At 67.9% G+C, this 18748-nt stretch carries 17 protein-coding genes; 13 read left to right on the top strand and 4 right to left on the bottom strand.

Annotated elements, in window-relative coordinates:
• Positions 1-38 precede the first annotated feature (38 nt).
• Positions 39-1121 (bottom strand): aminobenzoate oxygenase, encoded by a 1083-nt coding sequence (locus tag TEF_05075; GenBank protein ID ANK80230.1) that lies wholly within the window; start codon positions 1119-1121, stop codon positions 39-41.
• A gap of 152 nt (positions 1122-1273) precedes the next feature.
• Here TEF_05075 and TEF_05070 point away from each other — a divergent pair, with 152 nt between their 5' ends.
• The 9 genes from TEF_05070 to TEF_05030 all read left to right on the top strand — a co-directional run bounded on the left by TEF_05070 (position 1274) and on the right by TEF_05030 (position 8332).
• Positions 1274-3304 (top strand): hypothetical protein, encoded by a 2031-nt coding sequence (locus TEF_05070; protein ANK80229.1) that lies wholly within the window; start codon positions 1274-1276, stop codon positions 3302-3304.
• Positions 3301-3840, top strand: a complete 540-nt coding sequence (locus TEF_05065) for a hypothetical protein (GenBank protein ANK80228.1) — start codon at positions 3301-3303, stop codon at positions 3838-3840. The genes TEF_05070 and TEF_05065 overlap by 4 nt, the downstream gene beginning before the upstream one ends.
• Positions 3841-3886: 46 nt before the next feature.
• Positions 3887-4468 carry a CDP-diacylglycerol--glycerol-3-phosphate 3-phosphatidyltransferase gene (locus TEF_05060; protein ANK80227.1) on the top strand — a complete coding sequence of 194 codons (582 nt, stop codon included), beginning with the start codon at positions 3887-3889 and terminating at the stop codon, positions 4466-4468.
• The gene (locus tag TEF_05055) at positions 4465-4974 is read left to right on the top strand and encodes a molybdopterin-guanine dinucleotide biosynthesis protein B (GenBank protein ANK80226.1); all 510 of its coding nucleotides are present in this window, start codon (positions 4465-4467) and stop codon (positions 4972-4974) included. The genes TEF_05060 and TEF_05055 overlap by 4 nt, the downstream gene beginning before the upstream one ends.
• On the top strand, positions 4971-6227 hold the full coding sequence (locus TEF_05050; protein ID ANK80225.1) for a hypothetical protein: 1257 nt from the start codon (positions 4971-4973) through the stop codon (positions 6225-6227). Before TEF_05055 ends, TEF_05050 begins: the two co-directional genes overlap by 4 nt.
• Complete coding sequence (locus tag TEF_05045) at positions 6224-6481, top strand: molybdopterin converting factor subunit 1 (protein ANK80224.1); 258 nt, start codon at positions 6224-6226, stop codon at positions 6479-6481. The genes TEF_05050 and TEF_05045 overlap by 4 nt, the downstream gene beginning before the upstream one ends.
• Entirely contained in the window at positions 6478-6936 is a 459-nt protein-coding gene (locus TEF_05040) for a molybdenum cofactor biosynthesis protein MoaE (GenBank protein ID ANK80223.1), read from the top strand. Before TEF_05045 ends, TEF_05040 begins: the two co-directional genes overlap by 4 nt.
• Positions 6937-7037: 101 nt before the next feature.
• On the top strand, positions 7038-7679 hold the full coding sequence (locus TEF_05035; protein ANK80222.1) for a hypothetical protein: 642 nt from the start codon (positions 7038-7040) through the stop codon (positions 7677-7679).
• Positions 7680-7681: 2 nt separating this feature from the next.
• Positions 7682-8332 carry a hypothetical protein gene (locus TEF_05030; GenBank protein ANK80221.1) on the top strand — a complete coding sequence of 217 codons (651 nt, stop codon included), beginning with the start codon at positions 7682-7684 and terminating at the stop codon, positions 8330-8332.
• Positions 8333-8338: 6 nt separating this feature from the next.
• Here the strand turns inward: TEF_05030 and gltD are convergent, their stop codons facing one another.
• The 3 genes from gltD to TEF_05015 all read right to left on the bottom strand — a co-directional run bounded on the left by gltD (position 8339) and on the right by TEF_05015 (position 15692).
• Positions 8339-9766 carry a glutamate synthase gene (gltD, locus tag TEF_05025; protein ANK80220.1) on the bottom strand — a complete coding sequence of 476 codons (1428 nt, stop codon included), beginning with the start codon at positions 9764-9766 and terminating at the stop codon, positions 8339-8341.
• Positions 9766-14376: a glutamate synthase subunit alpha gene (locus tag TEF_05020; GenBank protein ANK80219.1), complete on the bottom strand. Its 4611-nt coding sequence runs from the start codon at positions 14374-14376 to the stop codon at positions 9766-9768. Before TEF_05020 ends, gltD begins: the two co-directional genes overlap by 1 nt.
• Before the next feature lie 365 nt (positions 14377-14741).
• A complete protein-coding gene (locus TEF_05015) occupies positions 14742-15692 on the bottom strand; it encodes a 3-beta hydroxysteroid dehydrogenase (GenBank protein ID ANK80218.1) in 951 nt (316 codons plus the stop codon).
• A gap of 161 nt (positions 15693-15853) precedes the next feature.
• On the opposite strand from TEF_05015, the gene TEF_05010 reads away from it, so the two are divergent.
• The 4 genes from TEF_05010 to TEF_04995 all read left to right on the top strand — a co-directional run bounded on the left by TEF_05010 (position 15854) and on the right by TEF_04995 (position 18739).
• Positions 15854-16468: a 3'-5' exonuclease gene (locus tag TEF_05010; protein ID ANK80217.1), complete on the top strand. Its 615-nt coding sequence runs from the start codon at positions 15854-15856 to the stop codon at positions 16466-16468.
• Positions 16469-16581: 113 nt separating this feature from the next.
• The gene (locus tag TEF_05005) at positions 16582-17577 is read left to right on the top strand and encodes a D-arabinose 5-phosphate (protein ID ANK80216.1); all 996 of its coding nucleotides are present in this window, start codon (positions 16582-16584) and stop codon (positions 17575-17577) included.
• Positions 17574-18239 carry an LPS export ABC transporter periplasmic protein LptC gene (locus TEF_05000; protein ANK80215.1) on the top strand — a complete coding sequence of 222 codons (666 nt, stop codon included), beginning with the start codon at positions 17574-17576 and terminating at the stop codon, positions 18237-18239. Before TEF_05005 ends, TEF_05000 begins: the two co-directional genes overlap by 4 nt.
• Entirely contained in the window at positions 18236-18739 is a 504-nt protein-coding gene (locus TEF_04995; protein ANK80214.1) for a hypothetical protein, read from the top strand. The genes TEF_05000 and TEF_04995 overlap by 4 nt, the downstream gene beginning before the upstream one ends.
• Positions 18740-18748: the final 9 nt, after the last annotated feature.

Here is an 18748-nt window from a genome sequence, read left to right as displayed (position 1 = left end):
GCGCCGGGCCGTCCCGGCAGGGCAGCAGCCGGCCCGCGCTACTCCGCCGCCGCGACCTGGCCGCTGACGCCGTCCCTGACGAACTGCTTCGCGTCGAAGTCCTCGGCCACCTTGTTGTCGGCGTCGAGCAGCGCCTCGGCGTCGATCTCGGAGAACTGGATCACGCCCATGTCCTGATAGGCCTTGCGCACGCGCTCGCCCCAGAGGCCGATATCCTTCACCGTCGGCACGATGCGGGTAAACAGCCGCTGGCGAAACTGCGCCATCACCTCGCTGGTGCCGACGGCGTCGGCGATCTGTTCCCGGGAGAAGCCCAGGTTCTCCCAGACCTCGATCTGATTGAAACGGTCGCGCATGTGGTAGCAGGCCTCGACCACGAACTCCTCGCGCTCGTCGCGCTCGGCTTCGGTCAGTTCCGGATAGAAATCGCGCAGCGCCAGCCGGCCGAAGGCGACATGACGCGCCTCGTCCTGCATGACATAGGCGTTGACGGCCTGGACGAGATCGTTGCCGGAATGGTCGCGCTGGCGCTGGAAGGCGGCGAGCGCCAGACCCTCGATCAGGATCTGCATGGTCAGATAGGTCATGTCCCAGCGGCGGTCGCTCAGGCCCTGCTCCAGCAGGGATTTCAGGCCGGGCGTGATGGGATAGGCGAGTTGCACCTTTTCGTGCAGCAGGCGCGAGAACGCCTCCACGTGGCGGGCCTCGTCCATCACCTGGGTGGCGGCGTAGAACTTGGAATCGGCGTCCGGCACCGTAGCGACGATCTTGGACGTGGCGATCAGCGCGCCCTGCTCGCCGTGCAGGAACTGGCTGAGGGTCGCGCCCTGGAGATGGCGGCGCAGCTCGGCGCGCTCGTTCTCGTTCATCTTGTTCCAGGCGTCGGTGCCGTAGATCGGGATCTGCTCGTCGGGCAGCGCCATCGGATTGGCCCAGTCGACCTCCTGGGTCCAGTCGATGCGCTCCGCGGCGTCCCATTGCTGCTTCTTGCCCTTGTCGTAGAGCGCCAGCAGGGCGGCGCGTTCGTCGTCGTACTCCCAAGTGAAACTGATCTCGGTCGCGCCGTCGAACTCCCAGCCCGTCTGCTCGACCGGCATCGCGTATAGGTGTTGGGTCGCCATCCGTTTCCTCCCGGCCCTGGCATGCATTCGCATTCTTGTTCGAATGGCAGTCTGTTACCCAAATGACCGCCGGTCAACAATCGCGGGCTTAACGCTTCCTTCAGGACAATATTGTCGAATACAGGCGGTATTCCTGGACAAGTGACGGCGCCGTGTCGGGAAAGAAGCACACACAGAACGCACCCTATATCGACGACGGACGGGGCCTGATCCTGGGCGAGCGTTTCCGCCTCGACGTGGGCAGCGCGTTGCCGCATCTGTCCCCGCCCGGCGCCGACGCGGTGGCGGTCACCGACCAGCTCAGCGGCGCCGACGAGTACTACGCCCTGCTCTGCAAGCCCGGGGTCCATGTCCGTCAGTCCGCGGCCGACACGCTGATGTCCAAGGAGCCGCGCAACATGCGGCTGCCCCAGGCGTCCGGCACGGTGATGCTGAACGACGGGCGTCACTTCTTCGCTATCGTCTTCGACCGGCGCAACGCCGTCCCCATCCTGTCGCGCTATCCCCGGGGCGGCGTGCCGGAAAAGGATCTGATCCAGACCGTCCTGCCGGCGGTGATCGGCGCCATGGTCGACATGAAGGCCCGTGCGGTGCTGCATCGCGCGATCCGCCACGACACCATCCTGGTCGACCGCGGGGGCGAGGTCATCCTGGACCAGTGCCTGGTGAACCTTCCGGGCGAGCAGCAGCCCATGGTCTACGAGCCGATCTCCTCCTCGCTGGCGACCGAGGGCGCGCGCGGCGAAGGCGTCGCCGCCGACGATTGCTACGCGCTGGGTGTCGCGGCGCTGCACCTGGTGACGGGGGAGATGCCCTGCAAGGGCATGAGCGCACAGGAGATCCTGACCACCAAGGTGACGCGCGGCTCCTATGAATGCCTGCTCCAGCGCCGCAAGTTCGCGGCGGCGCTGCAATCGCTGTTCGCCGGCACGCTGACCGACGAGGCAATCATGCGGTGGTCCAGCGACGAACTGAAGAGCTGGGCCGCCGGCAGCTGGGACGCACCGCGCCCGACCATCGGCGGCCGGCGCGCCATCCGACCCTTCCTGTTCCGCGACCGTGACTACTACAGCCCCGAACTGCTGGCCTGGGCGCTCCATACCTATCCCGATGACGCCATGTCCTGCATCGAGGCCGGGCGGCTGCTGAAATGGACGCGCAACGTCCTGGACGACAACACCGCCGCCGACCTGATCCAGACGGCGGCCCTTTCGGGCGAAGCGACCAGGGAAGGGCCCGGCGCCGACCGTCACGAGATCCTCGCCCGCGTGTGCATCGCGCTCGACCCCAACGGCCCGCTGCGCTTCCGTGATGTGGTGGTCACGCCGTCGGGCATTCCGGGCGCGATCTGGACCGCCTTCCGCACTGGCAACAAGGACCGGATACGGACCCTGAACCAGCTGCTGTCCTCGCCGCTGCTGGAGGAGTGGAGCGGCATGGGCTCCCGCGCGGTGCGGGCGGCCCTGCCCGGCTTCGTCACCAGCACGATCAAGTCGATCATGCGGGAGGAGCAGAAGCGCGGCTACGGCCTGGAACGCGTGCTTTACGAAATGCTGCCCAGAACGCCCTGCATCGGCGAAAGCGTTCTGGACGCCATAGTGCGTTCGCCGGCGGAGATGATGCTGGCGCTCAACCGCCGCGCCGAGAAGAACCCCCAGACGGGACTGGAGATCGGCCGCCACGAGGCCGCCTTCATGGCTGCTCAGGACAAGAACATCGAGAAGGAGGTGCGTGCGCTCGACGCCAGACACACGACCAAGACAGCCGAACTGGTCTCGCTGGTCGAGTTCTACGCCTCGGTCCAGCGCAGCCACTACCGCCATCCGATGCCCGGCATGACGCGGGCGTTCGTCGCGGTCCTGGCGCCCGCCGCCTCGGAAATCCGCAGCAGGCTGCGCCGCATGGTGGTGGAGAAGAAGGTCGAAAGCCTGGCCAAGCGCGGCGATATGGCCGCAATGCTGGAGGAACTGGACCTCAACCGCACGCTCGAACAGGACCGCGCCGAGTTCGAGCGCGCGAAGGACCGGCTGCAGCGGCTGGACAACCTGATCGCCATCGTCTCCGCCAACGGCCCGGCCCAGGCCATCCTCGCCAAGCGCCGCGGCTACCGCTATGCGCGTCTGCTCAGCATGTCGCTCGCCTTCCTGACAGGGTTCTACTTCACCATGATTGAACTGCTGTGAGCGCCGCGGCCGCCGAGTCCGGGGACAAGACCGGCGCGCGACCCGCCCGCGCCGCCGGCGGGCGTTCCACCATGGTCATGGTCTTCGCCATGGCCGGTCTGCTGATGCCGATCGCGCCGGCCAGCTTCACCGTCGTAGCCGTCTATCTCTCGCCGACATTCATCATGGGCTGTTTCCGCGGCCTTCAGGCGCCGGGCGCAATCTCCACCGTCGCCGGGTTCAATATCGCCGGCCTGCTGCCGGCGCTCTATCACCTCTGGCACAGCGGCAACGACTTCGATGCCGCCCTGGCGCTGCTGTTCCACGGCGAATTCCTGGTGATCAACTTCGCCGCGGCCGGGCTCGGCCTGTCGTTGCTGGTGATCGCGCCGTTCATCGCCCGTACCTGGGTCGATATCGCCGGGCAGCGCCTGCTGCGCCGCGCCGAGGCGGAAAGGCGCAAACTGCTCGACGAATGGGGCGAGGCGCTGGAGCAGCAGAACAAGGAATCCGCGTCCGGCGACAAGGCATCGGAGAAGGCCGCCGCGCGCGATTGACGCGGAAGCGGTTTCGCAGCGGCCGAACTTGCTCTACCTATCGGGCATGGCTGAAACAGCGGCAAATGGCGGCTTGCGCCGCCACGTTCCCAACCTGCTGACGGCGGCGCGGATCGCGGCGATCCCGCCGCTGGTCGCCGCCTTCTACCTGCCGGATCCCTGGCGGGCATGGCTTCCGCTCGCGCTGTTCGTCTTCGCCTCGGTCACCGACTGGTTCGACGGCGTGCTCGCGCGCCGCTGGCGGGCCGGCTCCAAGCTGGGCCAGTTCATGGACCCGATCGCCGACAAGCTGCTGGTCGTCGCCGTGATCCTGATGCTCGCCGCGGACGGCCGGCTGGACGGCGTCCACGTCATCCCGGCCATCGCCATATTGTGCCGCGAGATGTTCGTCTCCGGCCTCCGCGAGTTCCTCGCCTTCCGCGGCGCGGAGATGCCGGTCTCCAACCTGGCCAAGTGGAAGACCGCAACGCAGATGGCCGCGCTCACCGTCCTGTTGCTGCCGGCGCCCGAGGCCGGGGCGCCGGGCCTGGTGCTGTTCTGGGTTTCCGCCGCGCTGGCGGTTCAGACCGGCTGGGCCTATGTGACCGTGGCGCGTCCGCACTTCCGGGAGAAGGAAGACACGCCATGAAGGTGCTGGGGCTGGCGGGATGGAGCGGTTCGGGCAAGACCACGCTGATGGTGGCCCTGATCCCGCTGCTGCGGCGGCGCGGCCTGACGGTCTCCACCATCAAGCATGCCCATCACCGCTTCGACGTCGACACGCCGGGCAAGGATTCATGGCGCCACCGGGACGCGGGCGCCAGCGAGGTCATGGTGGCCTCGTCCCAGCGTTTCGCCCTGATGCACGAACTGCGCGGCGCGGCGGAGCCGACGCTGGACGAACTCCTGGCGCGGATGACCCCGGTTGATCTGGTTCTGGTCGAAGGCTTCAAGCGCGAGGGGCACAGCAAGATCGAGGTCCATCGCGCCGCCACCGGCAAGCCGCCGCTCCATCCCGACGACCCCGCCATCGTCGCCGTCGCTTCGGACACGCCGATCGAAGCGGGCGAACTGCCCCTTCTGGACCTCAACGACGCCGAGGCCATCGCCGAGTTCGCCGCGCGCTTCGCGCGCCGGCCGGGACGGGCGGCATGAGCCAGATCACCGACGACTGCTTCGCCTTCGGCGGGCCGCTGATGCGGGCGGCGGAAGCTCTGGAACTGATCCGGGTCCGGACTCCGGCGGTGACCGGACCGGACACGCGCCCGCTGGCCGACGCCGCCGGCCATGTCCTGGCGGAGGACATCACCGCCCTCTCCGCCTCGCCGCCGCAGGACAATGCCGCCGTGGACGGCTACGCCTTTCGCGGCACGGATCTCGACCCTGAAGCCGAGACCGCACTGACGCTCAGAGGCCGGGCGGCGGCCGGCCATCCAGAGGCCCGGCTGCTGGAACCGGGCGAGGCCGCGCGCATCTTCACCGGCGCGGCGATGCCGCGCGGCGCGGATACCGTCGTCATGCAGGAAGACGTGACGCTCGCCGAGGGCCGCGTCGTCGTGCCCGCCGGCCTGAAATCCGGCGCCAACCGCCGCCGGGCCGGCGAGGATGTCGCGGCTGGCCAGGCGCTGCTGAAGGGTGGCGTCCGCCTGGGACCGGCCGAGCTGGCCCTGGCCGCCGCCGGCGGGATCGCGCATCTGCCGGTGCGGGCGCGGCCGCGCGTGGCCCTGCTCTCGACCGGCGACGAGATCCGGCCCGCCGGCTCGCCGCTCGACCACGGCGACGTCCACGACGCCAACGCGCCGATGCTGATGGCGCTGCTGCGGCGCATCGGCATCGAAGCCCATCATCACGGCATCGTCGCCGACAGTCCCTCGGCCGTGCGCGAGGCGCTGGAGCGGGCGGCCGAGGGCGCCGATCTGGTGATCACTTCCGGCGGGGCATCCACGGGCGACGAGGATCATGTGCGCGACGCTGTCGGCGCGCTGGGTGCCGTGCATCTCTGGCGGCTGGCCATCAAGCCCGGCCGGCCGCTGGCCTTCGGCCATGTCCGCGGCACGGCTTTCGTCGGACTGCCGGGCAATCCGGTCGCGGTGATGGTCTGCTTCCTGATGTTCGTGCGGCCCCTGCTCGACCGTCTGGAAGGCGCCGAAACCACGCCGCTGCGGCGCTGGCCGGTGACGGCGGGCTTCGAGATGCGCTCCAAGGCCGACCGCCTGGAATGGCTGCGCGGCACGCTCCGCCAGGGCGAGAACGACGAAATGATCGCCGACCGTCATCCGCGCCAAGGATCGGGCATCATCCATTCCCTGACCGCCAGCGACGGCCTGATCGAAATACCCGAGGCGACGACGGCCGTCCGGCCCGGCGACAGGCTGGGATTCATTTCCTTCAGGGAGGCGCTGTCTTGAAGCTGCTCTATTTCGCCTGGGTCCGCGAACGCACCGGCATCCACGAGGAGGACTACGACCTGCCCGACGGCGTCGCCACGGTCGCGGACCTGGTCGAGCACCTCAGAGGCCGGGGCGACGGCTTCGCCCGCGCCTTCGCCGACGCGGGCCAGATCCGCGCCGCGGTCAACCAGGAGACGGCCGGCCCCGGCGATCCCGTCGCCCAGGGCGACGAGGTCGCCTTCTTTCCGCCCATGACCGGGGGCCGGCGTTGAGCGTCAGCGTGCAGCGCGGGGACTTCGACCCGGGGCGCGAGCTCAAGGCGCTGCTGGAAGGCCGGCGCGACATCGGCGGCGTCGTCAGCTTCGTCGGGCTTGTCCGCGACTTCTCGGAGGGGACCGGCGTCGGAGCGCTCACTCTGGAGCACTATCCGGGGATGACGGAGAAGGCGCTGGAGAAGATCGAACGCGAGGCCCATGACCGCTTCGACATCGACGCCACGCGGATCGTCCACCGCCACGGACGGATGGAGCCAGGCGAGCGGATCGTGCTGGTGATCGCCGCCTCGTCCCATCGCGGCGAGGCCTTCCGGGCCTGCGAGTTCCTGATCGACTGGCTGAAGACGAAGGCCCCGTTCTGGAAAAGCGAGGAGACGCCCGAAGGCGCCCGCTGGGTCGAGGCCCGCGGCAGCGACGACAATGCGACGCGGCGCTGGGACGACGAGGGCTGACCCCCGGTACTTGATCCCGCCCCTCCCCGACACGATCTCCCTCAACAGCCGGTCCAAGGCCCGTACAAGAACAAGATCCGCAAGGGACGGGGCAGCAAGTCGTGAGTTCCAACACGTATCAGTCGGAGGATCGGGCACGGCGGCGCCCTTCCGGAAATGGCGACGCCGAAGGCCTGACCACGGTCTTCCAGAGCCTGACGGAGCAGGCCGATCACCATGAGAAGGTCTCGGTCGGAAGCCTGCTCGAAGCGTTCAGCCATCGCGGCTTCGCGCCGCTCCTGCTGATCCCGGCGGTCATCATCATCACGCCGCTCGGGGCGATTCCGGGCATCTCGGTGACAGGCGGCGCAATCTACATCCTGGTCGGCGCCCAGATCCTGTTCGGGCGCAATCACCCCTGGCTGCCCGGACACCTGCTGCGCCTGACGCTGCCGGCGCAGAAACTGAGAAAGATCGTTGAGAAGTCGCTGCCGGTGACGCGGTTCGTCGACCGCTTTCTGGCACAGCGGATGGAATACATGACCCGCGGGGTCAACGGCCGCGCAGGCGGACTGCTGTGCGTGCTGATGGGACTGCTGATGTTTCCCCTGGCGCTGATGCCGATCGGCGTCACCGCGCCTTCCGCGGCGGTGGCCGTCTACAGTCTCGGACTGGTGGCGCGGGACGGCGCATTCGTCACCGCCGCCTATCTGCTCGGCGGTGTGAGTGTCGGCGTCGCCTTCTGGCTGGGTGGAATCCCATGACGATGGAGGCGGCCTCTCCCGGCAGGGGCCGCCGCCGTGCGGCGGGCGGCGGCGAACCGGAATCCCTGACCGAGGTGCTGGACCGACTGCTCGATCATGCGGACGGCAGACAGGTTTCCGTGGGCGAGATGCTCGACGCCTTCGACAAGCGCGCCTTCGCCCCGCTGCTGCTGGTGCCCGGCCTGCTGGCGCTGGGGCCCACGGGCGCGATCCCGGGCATGTCGATCGCGACGGCCACCATCATCGTCCTGGTGGCCCTGCAGATGCTGGTCGGCGCGGACCATCCCTGGCTGCCCGACCGGGCGCAGCGCGTTCGCTTTCCCAAGAGCAAACTGCAGACATTCGTGAATACGTCGCGGCCCGTGGCGCGCTTCATCGACCGCTTCCTGCACCACCGTCTGACGATCCTGACCGACGGCATACTCGGCCGCCTGGGCGCCATATTCTGCATCGCCATGGCGGCGACGATGTATCCGCTGGCGCTGGTGCCTTTCGGCGTCGCACTGCCGTCGGCCGCGATCATCGTCTTCAGCCTCGGGCTGGCCGCGCGCGACGGCGTCATGGTGATTCTCGCCAACGCGCTCGGGCTCGGCGCCCTCGGCCTGGCCGGCTGGTTCGTGATGAACGGCGCCAGCCAGGTGGCCAGCGGCTGAGACGGGTCAGCGCGGCAGCAGGGAACTGCCCATCAGATACTCGTCGACGGCGCGGGCGCACTGCCGGCCCTCGCGGATAGCCCAAACCACCAGCGACTGGCCGCGGCGCATGTCGCCACAGGCGAAGACCTTGTCGACCGAGGCGCTGTAGCTCTCGGTGTCCGCCTGGACGTTCTTGCGCTCGTCCAGCGCAACGCCGAGGTTCTCGATCATGCCCTCGAGCACCGGGTGGACAAAGCCCATCGCCAGCAGAATGAGGTCCGCCTTCAGTTCGAATTCGGTGCCCTCGATCCTGGCGAACCCCTTGTCCGGCCCCTCGCAGCGGGCGCATTCGATCGCCGTGACATGCCCGTTCTCGCCCTTGATCTGGGTGGTCATGACCGAGAAGTCGCGCGTGGCGCCTTCGGCCTGGCTGGAAGAGGTGCGCATCTTCAGCGGCCAGTTGGGCCAGGTCAGACCCTTGTCTTCCTTCTCCGGCGGCGCCGGCATGATCTCGAGCTGGGTCACCGACTTCGCGCCCTGACGGAAGCTGGTGCCGATGCAGTCGGAGCCGGTGTCGCCGCCGCCAATGACGATGACGTGCCTGTCGGTGGCCAGGATCTCCTTGTCCACGTCCAGCCGCTCCTTGCCGACGCGGCGATTCTGCTGCGGCAGGAAGTCCATGGCGAAGTGGACGCCGTCCAGTTCGCGGCCCGGCACCGGCAGGTCGCGCGGATGCTCGGCGCCGCCGGCGAGGACGACAGCGTCGTACTTCGCCATCAGCTCCTCGACCGGCTTGGAGACGCCGATGTTCATGCCGCCGAAGAAGGTCACGCCTTCCGCCTGCATCTGGGAGATGCGCCGGTCGATGAGGTGCTTCTCCATCTTGAAGTCGGGAATGCCATAGCGGAGCAGGCCGCCCATGCGGGCGTTCTTTTCGTAGACGTCGACCTTGTGGCCGACGCGCGCGAGCTGCTGCGCGGCCGACAGTCCGGCCGGGCCGGAGCCGATCACCGCGACGGACTTGCCGGTGCGGTGCGCCGGGATCTGCGGTTCCACCCAGCCCTCGGACCAGGCGCGGTCGGCGATGGCGCACTCGATCGACTTGATGGTCACGGGGTTGTCGTCGATGTTCAGCGTGCAGGCCGCTTCGCACGGCGCCGGGCAGATGCGCCCCGTGAACTCCGGGAAATTGTTGGTCGAGTGCAGAACCTCGGTCGCCTCGCGCCAGTCGCCGCGATAGACCAGATCATTCCAGTCGGGAATGATGTTGTTGATCGGACAGCCGGTGTGACAGTACGGAATGCCGCAATCCATGCAGCGCGCGCCCTGGATCTTCAGCTCGTCTTCCGGCAGGGGGACGACGAACTCCTTGAAATGGCGGATGCGCTCCTCGACGGGACGGTAGACCCGGTCCTTGCGCTGGTACTCCTTGAAGCCGGTAATCTTGCCCATCAGTCGTCTCCCGCCAGGGCCGGGACGGTCTCGTCGGCGCCCTCGGCCGCGGCGCGCAGTTCGGTCAGCGCCCGCGCGTAGTCACGCGGGGTGATCTTCACGAACTTGGTCAGGGTGTCCTCGAAATCGTCGAGCAGCGCCCTGGCGCGCCGGCTGTTGGTGTAATGCGCATGCCGCTCCAGCAGTTCGCGGATGCGGCTGACGTCATGCTGCAGGTGATCGCCGATATCGTCCCCGGGCGCGACGTCCTCGGGATCGATCATCGACAGGTCGACCATCTCCGGATTGCAGCGCCGGGAGAAATCGCCGGCTTCGTCAAGGACATAGGCGATGCCGCCCGACATGCCCGCGGCGAAGTTGCGCCCCGTCGGCCCGATCACCATGACGACGCCGCCGGTCATGTACTCGCAGCCGTGATCGCCCACGCCTTCGACCACCGCTGTGGCGCCGGAATTGCGCACGCCGAACCGCTCGCCGGCGACGCCCCGGAAATAGCACTCGCCCGCGATCGCACCGTAGAGAACGGTATTGCCGACGACGATGCTGGTCTCCGGCTCGATCCGGCTTTTCGGATTCGGATAGATCGAGATGCGGCCGCCCGACAGACCCTTGCCGACATAGTCGTTGCCGTCACCGATCAGCTCGAAGCTGACGCCGCGGGCCAGGAAGGCGCCGAAGCTCTGCCCGGCGGTGCCGGTGAAGCGGAAGGAAATGGTGTCCTCCGGCATCCCGGCATGGCCATAGCGCTTGGCGACCTCGCCCGACAGCATCGCGCCGGTGGTGCGGTCGGTGTTCTTGATCGGCATCTCCGCCTGCACCGGCTGCCCGTCGGCGATGGCCGGCCGGGCCAGTTCGATCAGCTTCCGGTCCAGGATTTCGTAGATATCGTGAGCCTGGCGTTCGGAGTTGTAGATGGCGACGTCCTTGGCGACCTTGGGCCGGTAGAACAGGCGCTCGAAATCCAGCCCGCGGGCCTTCCAGTGATCGATCGCCTTCTTCTTGTCCAGCAGGTCGGTGCGCCCGATCAGATCGTCGAACTTCCGGATACCGAGCCGGGCCATGATCTCGCGGACTTCCTCGGCAACATAGAAGAAGTAGTTGATCACGTGCTCGGGCGCGCCGGTGAACTTCTTGCGCAGTTCCGGGTCCTGGGTGGCGATGCCGACCGGGCAGGTGTTCAGATGGCACTTGCGCATCATGATGCAGCCCGCAGCGATCAGCGGCGCGGTGGCGAAGCCGAATTCGTCCGCGCCCAGCAACGCGCCCACGATGACGTCGCGGCCCGTGCGCAGGCCGCCGTCAACCTGCACGGCGATGCGGCTGCGCAGCCGGTTCAGCACAAGCGCCTGCTGGGTTTCGGCCAGGCCGATTTCCCAGGGACTGCCGGCGTGCTTGATCGAGGTCAGCGGACTGGCGCCCGTGCCGCCCTCGTAGCCGGCGATCGTCACGTGATCGGCCTTGGCCTTGGAAACGCCCGCGGCGACCACGCCCACGCCGACTTCGGAGACCAGCTTGACCGAGACGTCGCCGTCCGGATTGACGTTCTTCAGATCGTAGATGAGCTGCGCCAGATCCTCGATCGAGTAGATGTCGTGGTGCGGCGGCGGCGAGATCAGCCCGACGCCGGGCGTCGAATGGCGCACCCGCGCGATCACCCGGTCGACCTTGTGGCCGGGAAGCTGACCGCCTTCCCCGGGCTTCGCGCCCTGGGCCATCTTGATCTGCATCATGTCGGAGTTGACGAGATACTCCGCGGTGACGCCGAAACGGCCCGACGCCACCTGCTTGATGGCGGAACGCTCGGAATCGCCGTTCGGCTTCGGCACGAAGCGTTCCGGCTCCTCGCCGCCCTCGCCGGTATTCGACTTGCCGCCGATGCGGTTCATGGCGACGGCCAGCGTGGCGTGCGCCTCCCGGCTGATCGAGCCGAAGGACATGGCGCCGGTCGAGAACCGCTTGACGATCTCCGCGGCCGGTTCGACCTCGTCCAGCGGCACGGGCTCGTCCTGATAACGCAGTTCGAACAGGCCGCGCGGCGTCAGATACTGCTTGTTCTGATCGTTCACCGAGGCGGCGTAGGCCCGGTACTGGTCCTGGCTGCCGCCGCGCACGGCGTGCTGCAGCAGGCCGATGGTCTCAGGCGTCCAGATGTGGGATTCGCCCCGCACGCGGAAGGCGTAGTCGCCGCCCACGTCCAGCGCCGTGCGATAGATCGGGGCGTCCGAATAGGCCAGCCGGTGACGATCGACCGTCTCCGTGGCGATGACGTCCAGGCCGATGCCCTCGATCTGGGTGTGCGTGCCGGGGAAGTACTCCGCGACGAAGGCCGACGACAGGCCCACCGCGTCGAAGATCTGCGCGCCGCAATAGGACTGATAGGTCGAGATGCCCATCTTGGACATCACCTTCAGGATGCCCTTGCCGATGGCCTTGATGTAGTTCTTGTGCAGGCGCCGCTCGTCCTCCGGCGCGATGCCGGGATGCATGTCGGAAAGCGTCTGGAAGGCCAGCCAGGGGTTGATCGCCTCGGCGCCGTAGCCGGCGAGCACACAGAAATGGTGCACCTCCCGAGCCTCGCCGGTCTCGACCACCAGGCCGACCGAGGTCCTCAGGCCGGTGCGCACCAGATGGTGGTGTACCGCCGACGTCGCCAGCACCGCCGGGATCGGGATCGAGTCCATGTCCACGTGCCGGTCGGAGAGGATGATGATGTTCTCGCCCCGGCGGACGCACTCCTCCGCCTCGAGCTGGAGTTCGGCGATGCGCTTGCGCATGCCGTCCGCACCGTCCTCGGCCGGGTAGACCGCGTCGAGGGTCTGGGCATGGAAGGCGTTGGTCGGCACATCCTCGATATGACGGATCTTCTCCAGATCCTCGTTGGTGAGGATCGGCTGCGACATCTCCAGGCGCTTGTGGGCGCCTTCGCCCAGGCCGAGCAGGTTCGGCCGCGGCCCGATGAAGGAGAGCAGCGACATGACCAGTTCCTCGCGGATCGGGTCGATCGGCGGGTTGGTGACCTGCGCGAAGAGCTGCTTGAAATAGTTGTAGAGCGGCCGGCCCTTGGACGAGAGGGCCGCGATGGGCACGTCGTTGCCCATGGAGCCGATCGCCTCCGCTCCGGTCTCCGCCATGGGCTGCATCAGGAACTTGAGGTCTTCCTGGGTGTAGCCGAAGACCTGCTGCAGATCGAGCAGGGTGGAGTGGTTGGGCCGCATCGGCGCGCTGGCCGGCGGCAGGTCGTCGATCTTGAGCTGGCTCTCCTCGACCCAGCGCTGATAGGGGTGCTTCCGTGACAGCTCGGCCTTGATCTCGTCGTCGGAGATGATGCGGCCTTCCTCGGTGTCGATGAGCAGCATCTTGCCCGGCTGCAGCCGCCACTTGTGGACGATCTCGTCCTCGGGCACCGGCAGCACGCCCGCCTCCGAGGCCAGGATCACGCGGTCGTCGGTGGTGACGATGTAGCGCGCGGGCCGGAGGCCGTTGCGGTCCAGCGTCGCGCCGATCTGGCGGCCGTCGGTGAAGGCCACCGCCGCGGGGCCGTCCCACGGCTCCATCAGCGCGGCGTGATGCTCGTAGAAGGCGCGCCGCTCATCGTCCATCAGCGGGTTGTCGTCCCACGCCTCCGGAATCAGCATCATCATGGCGTGGCAGAGCGAGTAGCCCCCGGCGACCAGCAGTTCCAGCGCGTTGTCGAAGCAGGCGGAGTCCGACTGCCCCTCGGCGATCAGCGGCCAGACCTTCCTCAGATCCTTGCCCAGCAGTTCCGATTCCAGCGCCTGACCGCGCGCGGCCATCCAGTTGACGTTGCCGCGCACGGTATTGATCTCGCCGTTGTGGCAGATCAGGCGGAACGGATGCGCCAGCGCCCAGGCTGGGAAGGTGTTGGTGGAGAAGCGCTGGTGCACCAGCGCCAGCGAGGAGATCACGCGCGCGTCCTGCAGATCCTCGTAATAGCTCTCGACCTGGCCGGCCAGCAGCATGCCCTTGTAGCAGACGGTGCGGCTGGAGGATGACGTGACGTAGAACTGCGCCGCCGACGGGTGCTCGACCTTGCGGACCTCGTTCGCGATCTGCTTGCGGATCACGAACAGCTTGCGCTCGAAGGCGTCCTGATCCGCCAGCGCGGGATCGCGGCCGACGAACAGCTGCCGGATGGTCGGCTCGACGCGCAGCACGCTCTCGCCGACGCCCTCGCGGTTCACCGGGACGTCGCGCCAGCCCAGGATGTGCTGGCCTTCGCCGACCACGTAGCGGTCGATGATGTTCTCGCACAGGATGCGGACGTCGCGGTCCTTCGGCAGGAAGACGTTGAGGACGCCGTACTGGCCCGGCTCGGGCAGCTCGAAGTCGCAGACCTCGCCGAAGAAGGCGTGCGGAATCTGGATGATGATTCCTGCGCCGTCGCCTTCCAGCGGGTCGGCGCCCACGGCGCCGCGATGGGTCAGGTTGACCAGGATCTGCAGGCCCTGGCTGACGATGTCGTGCGACTTGCGGCCCTTGATATCGACCACGAAGCCGATGCCGCAGGAGTCCTTCTCCCGGCTCGGATCGTAGAGGCCCTGGCGGGGCGGCAGGCCAAAGGCGCGGGGCGTCTCAGTCTGTCGCGTCATGCAAACTCCGTCATCTTCCTTCGACTGCCTTGCTCGACGGGCCTGGCGTGCCTGTTCGAGCACGGCCGTCGTCGGCCCGACGGCGGTCGCAACTTATGCGCTTGATATGACAGGGGTGCTTCGACACGAGGCGGCGGCGTCCTGGCCACCGACTCATCCGACCTATCCCGCCCCCCTGCGCAGGCGCGTCTTGCACGCCTGCGGACGGCGGACTATGGCGATGCCCGCGCCGATTGGCAAGCACCCTGTTGTTTCTCTTCCATATACCGCCGGAGCAATATACGTCAATAATGTTGACGCGTTTGGGCAACACCCTTGCCTGCCGCCGCATCCCGGCGAGGGTGGAATTTCACGCGCCGGACGGATCAGCCGACATCGAGGGAGCGGATGCGGCCGCCGCGGGCGTAACGCTGCAGATAGGCCGGGGCTACCGCCTCCATCAGGCTGAGATTTTCGATGCCGAGTTCACCGAAGCCGGGATTACCGCCCTCCACGACATTGTCGCCTTCCAGCGACTTCACCTGATCCAGCGTCAGCGGCGGCGAGGGCAGCAACTGCAGCAGCGCGCCCTGGATGCGGGCCACGCCGAAGGGAATGGGAACCAGCAGGCGCCGCCGTCCCGTCGCCTGCATGATGAACTCGAGGATTTCCTTGAAGGTGTAGATCCTGGGTCCGCCGAGGTCATAGGCCGCGCCCGGCTCGCCACGGCCCTGCAGCAGGGCCATGAAGGCGTCCGCGACATCGCCCACGAACACCGGCTGGAAGCGCGTCGTGCCGCCGCCGATGAGCGGCAGCACGGGCGAGAGACGCGCCATCGCGGCGAAGCGGTTCAGGAAGGTGTCCTCAGGACCGAAGATGACTGACGGTCGCACGATATTCGCCGTCGGCACGGCTTCCAGCACCGCGGCCTCGCCGGCGGCCTTGGTGCGGCCATAGAGCGAGGGGCTGTCGGCGGAGACGCCCAGCGCCGACATCTGCACGAAGGTTTCGACCCCGGCGGCCGCCGCGGCCTCGGCGATGTGCTTCGGGCCCATGGCGTGCGCGGCGGCGAAGGACTGCTCGCCCTGATGCAGGACGCCGACGAGATTGACCACCATGTCGGCGGTCTCGACCGCGCGCTGCACCGTCTTCGGCTTGCGGATGTTGGCGTAGAGCGGGGTGATCTGGCCGACGTCGCCCATCGGCTTCAGGAACAGGGCCGCCTCCGGATCGCGCACGGCCACCGTGACCTGGGCGCCGGCCTGAGCCAGCCGCCTGACCAGATGCCGTCCCACGAAACCCGATCCGCCGAATACCGCGACCCGCTTGCCACGCATTGCCCACTCCCGCCGTCAGGCCCTTGTTTCTCCGGCCCGGTCTACAGCCACGCGCGCGCCTTGGCAATCGGGCCGCCGCCCTCTGCGGCGCTTGGCCCGGCGGCCGCCGCCATGCTATGGCGATGCCGCCGCCGATCACCGAGCCGTCAGGAGCCCGAGCCTTGGCCATCCACCTGCACCGCGACGACCTGCCCTCCGACATCAGCTTCGGCGACAGCGTCGCCATCGACACCGAGACCATGGGCCTGAACCCCATGCGCGACAGGCTCTGTCTGGTGCAGCTCTCCGCGGGCGACGGCGACGCGCATCTGGTCCAGATCCGGCCGGGCGGGCCGGAAGCCATTCACCTCAAGGCGCTGCTGTCCGACCGCTCGGTGCTGAAGATCTTCCATTTCGGCCGTTTCGACATCGCCGCGCTGCGCCACGGCCTCGGCGCCGAGACGGCGCCGGTCTTCTGCACGAAGATCGCCAGCCGGCTGTGCCGCACCTACACCGACCGCCACGGCCTGAAGGACCTCTGCCGCGAGTTGCTGGGCGTCGACATCTCCAAGCAGCAGCAGTCCTCCGACTGGGGCGCGGAAGAACTGACCGAGGCGCAGATGGAGTACGCGGCCTCCGACGTGCTGCATCTCCATCGGCTGGTGGCGGCGCTGAGGCCGATGCTGGCGCGGGAAGGGCGGGCCGATATCGCCCAGGCCTGCTTCGACTTCCTGCCCGTGCGCGCGGCGCTGGACCTTGCGGGCTGGCCGGAGACCGACATATTTGCCCATTCATGAAGCAGACAGCTTCATCGGCAATCCATTGCCATGGCCAGCAATAGTCGCCATTATTGGCATGAATCTTGACTAGCGTTCGTCAACGGACGCGGGGACATGGAGTAGCTGATCGCATGGCCGATCAGACAAGGCCCGGAATTCCGGCAGCATCCGAGGATATCGTCGACGTCGGCCGCCGGGTCATCGAGACCGAGGCGTCGGCGCTTTCGGCCCTGGCCGATTCGCTGGGCCAGCCGTTCCGGAAGGCCGTCGGCCTCATCCTCGAGACCCAGGGCCGGGTGATCGTCACCGGCATGGGCAAGAGCGGCCATGTCGCACGCAAGATCGCCGCGACCATGGCGTCGACCGGGACGCCGGCCTACTTCGTCCATCCCGGCGAGGCCAGTCACGGCGATCTGGGCATGGTCACGGCCGCCGACATCATGATCTGCCTCAGCAATTCCGGCGAGACCAGCGAGCTGGCCGACATGCTGGATTTCGCCGCACTCAACGACATCAGCGTCATCGCCATGGTCGGCCGGGAGAAGAGCTCGCTGGGCGACGCGGCGGACGTGGCCCTGGTGGCGCCGCCCGTCGAGGAGGCCTGCCCCAACCGGCTGGCGCCGACCACGTCGACCACCATGATGCTGGCGCTGGGCGATGCGCTGGCGGTGGCGCTGCTGGATCAGCGGCGTTTCACCGCCGACGACTTCCGCCGCTTCCATCCCGGCGGCAAGCTTGGCCGCAAGCTGCTGAAGGTCGACGACCTGATGCATACCGGCGAGCGCATGCCGCTGGTGGAGGAAGGCACAGGCATGTCCGACGCCCTGATCGTCATGACACGGAAGAGCCTGGGCTGCGTCGGCATCGTCGACGGCGAGGGCGTCCTGAGCGGGCTGATCACCGATGGCGACCTGCGCCGCGGCATGGAGGAGAAGCGCGATCTGCTGGCCTGCCGGGTGGATGACGTGATGACGCGCAATCCCCTCACCCTGCCGCTCGGGGCCATGGCCGCCGAGGCGGTGGGCCACATGAACCGCCGCAAGATCACCAGCCTGTTCATCGTCGACGGCCGCCGGCCGGCCGGCCTGGTCCACATACACGACTGCCTGCGGACGGGCGTACAGTGACCGATTCCGTCCTGGATCGGCAAAGACCGAAGCGGCACTGGACCGCGCAGCCGCGCCAGGATCAGGTGGGGGCGCCGTCGGCACGCCGCAGCCGCCGGGTCGCGCTGCTGAAATACCTCCTGATCGGCGTGTCCCTGGCCCTGGTGGCGACGATCATCATCTGGCCCCAGTTCACCGAACGCCGCAACGGCCTGCCCATCGACTTCGCCGATGTCGACGTCAGCTCCCAGAGTTCCACCATGACCAACGCCCGCTTCGTCAGTGGCGGGGAACGGTCGGTCAACGTCACCGCAGACAAGGTGGTGCAGGATCCGGAGGTGCCGACGATGGTCCATCTCTCCGCCCTGGAAGGCGACACCACCACGGACGGCGGCGTCTGGATGCACATGTCGGCCCGTTCGGGCGTCTTCGACCGGGCGGCCGACCGCCTCGAGCTCACGGGCGACGTTTCGCTCTATACCGACCAGGGCAACGAAATCCACAGCCCGAAGGCGACCATTGACATGGGCCGCGGTGAGGTCCGGGGCGACGATCGGGTCGCCGGCCACGGTCCCTATGGCCACTTCCGGGCCGACAGCTTCGAGATCCGCGAGGAAGGTAACGTTCTGTTATTGCGCGGTAACGTTCAATTGGTCGTAGAGCCCAGTGGAGAGAAGAATTGAGTTGGCGTCCTCTCTCATTGCTTCTGGCGCTGACGCTGCTGTCGTCGCCCCTGGCCGCCCAGCAGGCGCTGCAGCGCGATCCCGACGCCCCGATCGAGATCGAGGCGGACAACCTGGAGGTCCGGCGTGATCAGCAGATCGCCATCTTTACCGGCAATGTGGACGCCGTGCAGGGCGGCATGACACTCAGGACGGACGAGCTGCGCGTCAACTACCGCGAGGGAGACTCGGGCGGTGCGGACGTCGGCGGCGCCATCTCGAAGCTCGAGGCCGTGGGCAGCGTCGTGGTGCTGACAGCGCGCGAGCGCGCGACCGGCCGCCGCGGCGTCTACGACGTGGACGCCGGCCGCATCCGGCTGGAAGGCGGCGTGCAGCTTTTCCGCGAAGACAACGTCCTGACCGGCCAGACCCTGGTCATGGACCTGAACACGGGCGTATCCACCCTCGACGCCGAGCGCGGCGGCCGGGTCAAGGGTATCTTCCGGCCGGAAGGGAATTAGCTCCACGTC

The organism is Rhizobiales bacterium NRL2, from assembly GCA_001664005.1.
In the GTDB taxonomy this organism is placed as follows: domain Bacteria; phylum Pseudomonadota; class Alphaproteobacteria; order Minwuiales; family Minwuiaceae; genus Minwuia.
This window is presented reverse-complemented; position numbering and strand designations above follow the sequence as displayed.

Bases quoted from the DNA above. Each gene is read 5' to 3' on its own strand.
- TEF_05075 (ANK80230.1), bottom strand. From the start codon at position 1,121: ATGGCGACCCAACACCTATACGCGATGCCGGTCGAGCAGACGGGCTGG.
- TEF_05060 (ANK80227.1), top strand. From the start codon at position 3,887: ATGGCTGAAACAGCGGCAAATGGCGGCTTGCGCCGCCACGTTCCCAAC.
- TEF_05055 (ANK80226.1), top strand. From the start codon at position 4,465: ATGAAGGTGCTGGGGCTGGCGGGATGGAGCGGTTCGGGCAAGACCACG.
- TEF_05050 (ANK80225.1), top strand. From the start codon at position 4,971: ATGAGCCAGATCACCGACGACTGCTTCGCCTTCGGCGGGCCGCTGATG.
- TEF_05030 (ANK80221.1), top strand. From the start codon at position 7,682: ATGGAGGCGGCCTCTCCCGGCAGGGGCCGCCGCCGTGCGGCGGGCGGC.
- gltD (ANK80220.1), bottom strand. From the start codon at position 9,766: ATGGGCAAGATTACCGGCTTCAAGGAGTACCAGCGCAAGGACCGGGTC.
- TEF_05020 (ANK80219.1), bottom strand. From the start codon at position 14,376: ATGACGCGACAGACTGAGACGCCCCGCGCCTTTGGCCTGCCGCCCCGC.
- TEF_05015 (ANK80218.1), bottom strand. From the start codon at position 15,692: ATGCGTGGCAAGCGGGTCGCGGTATTCGGCGGATCGGGTTTCGTGGGA.
- TEF_05005 (ANK80216.1), top strand. From the start codon at position 16,582: ATGGCCGATCAGACAAGGCCCGGAATTCCGGCAGCATCCGAGGATATC.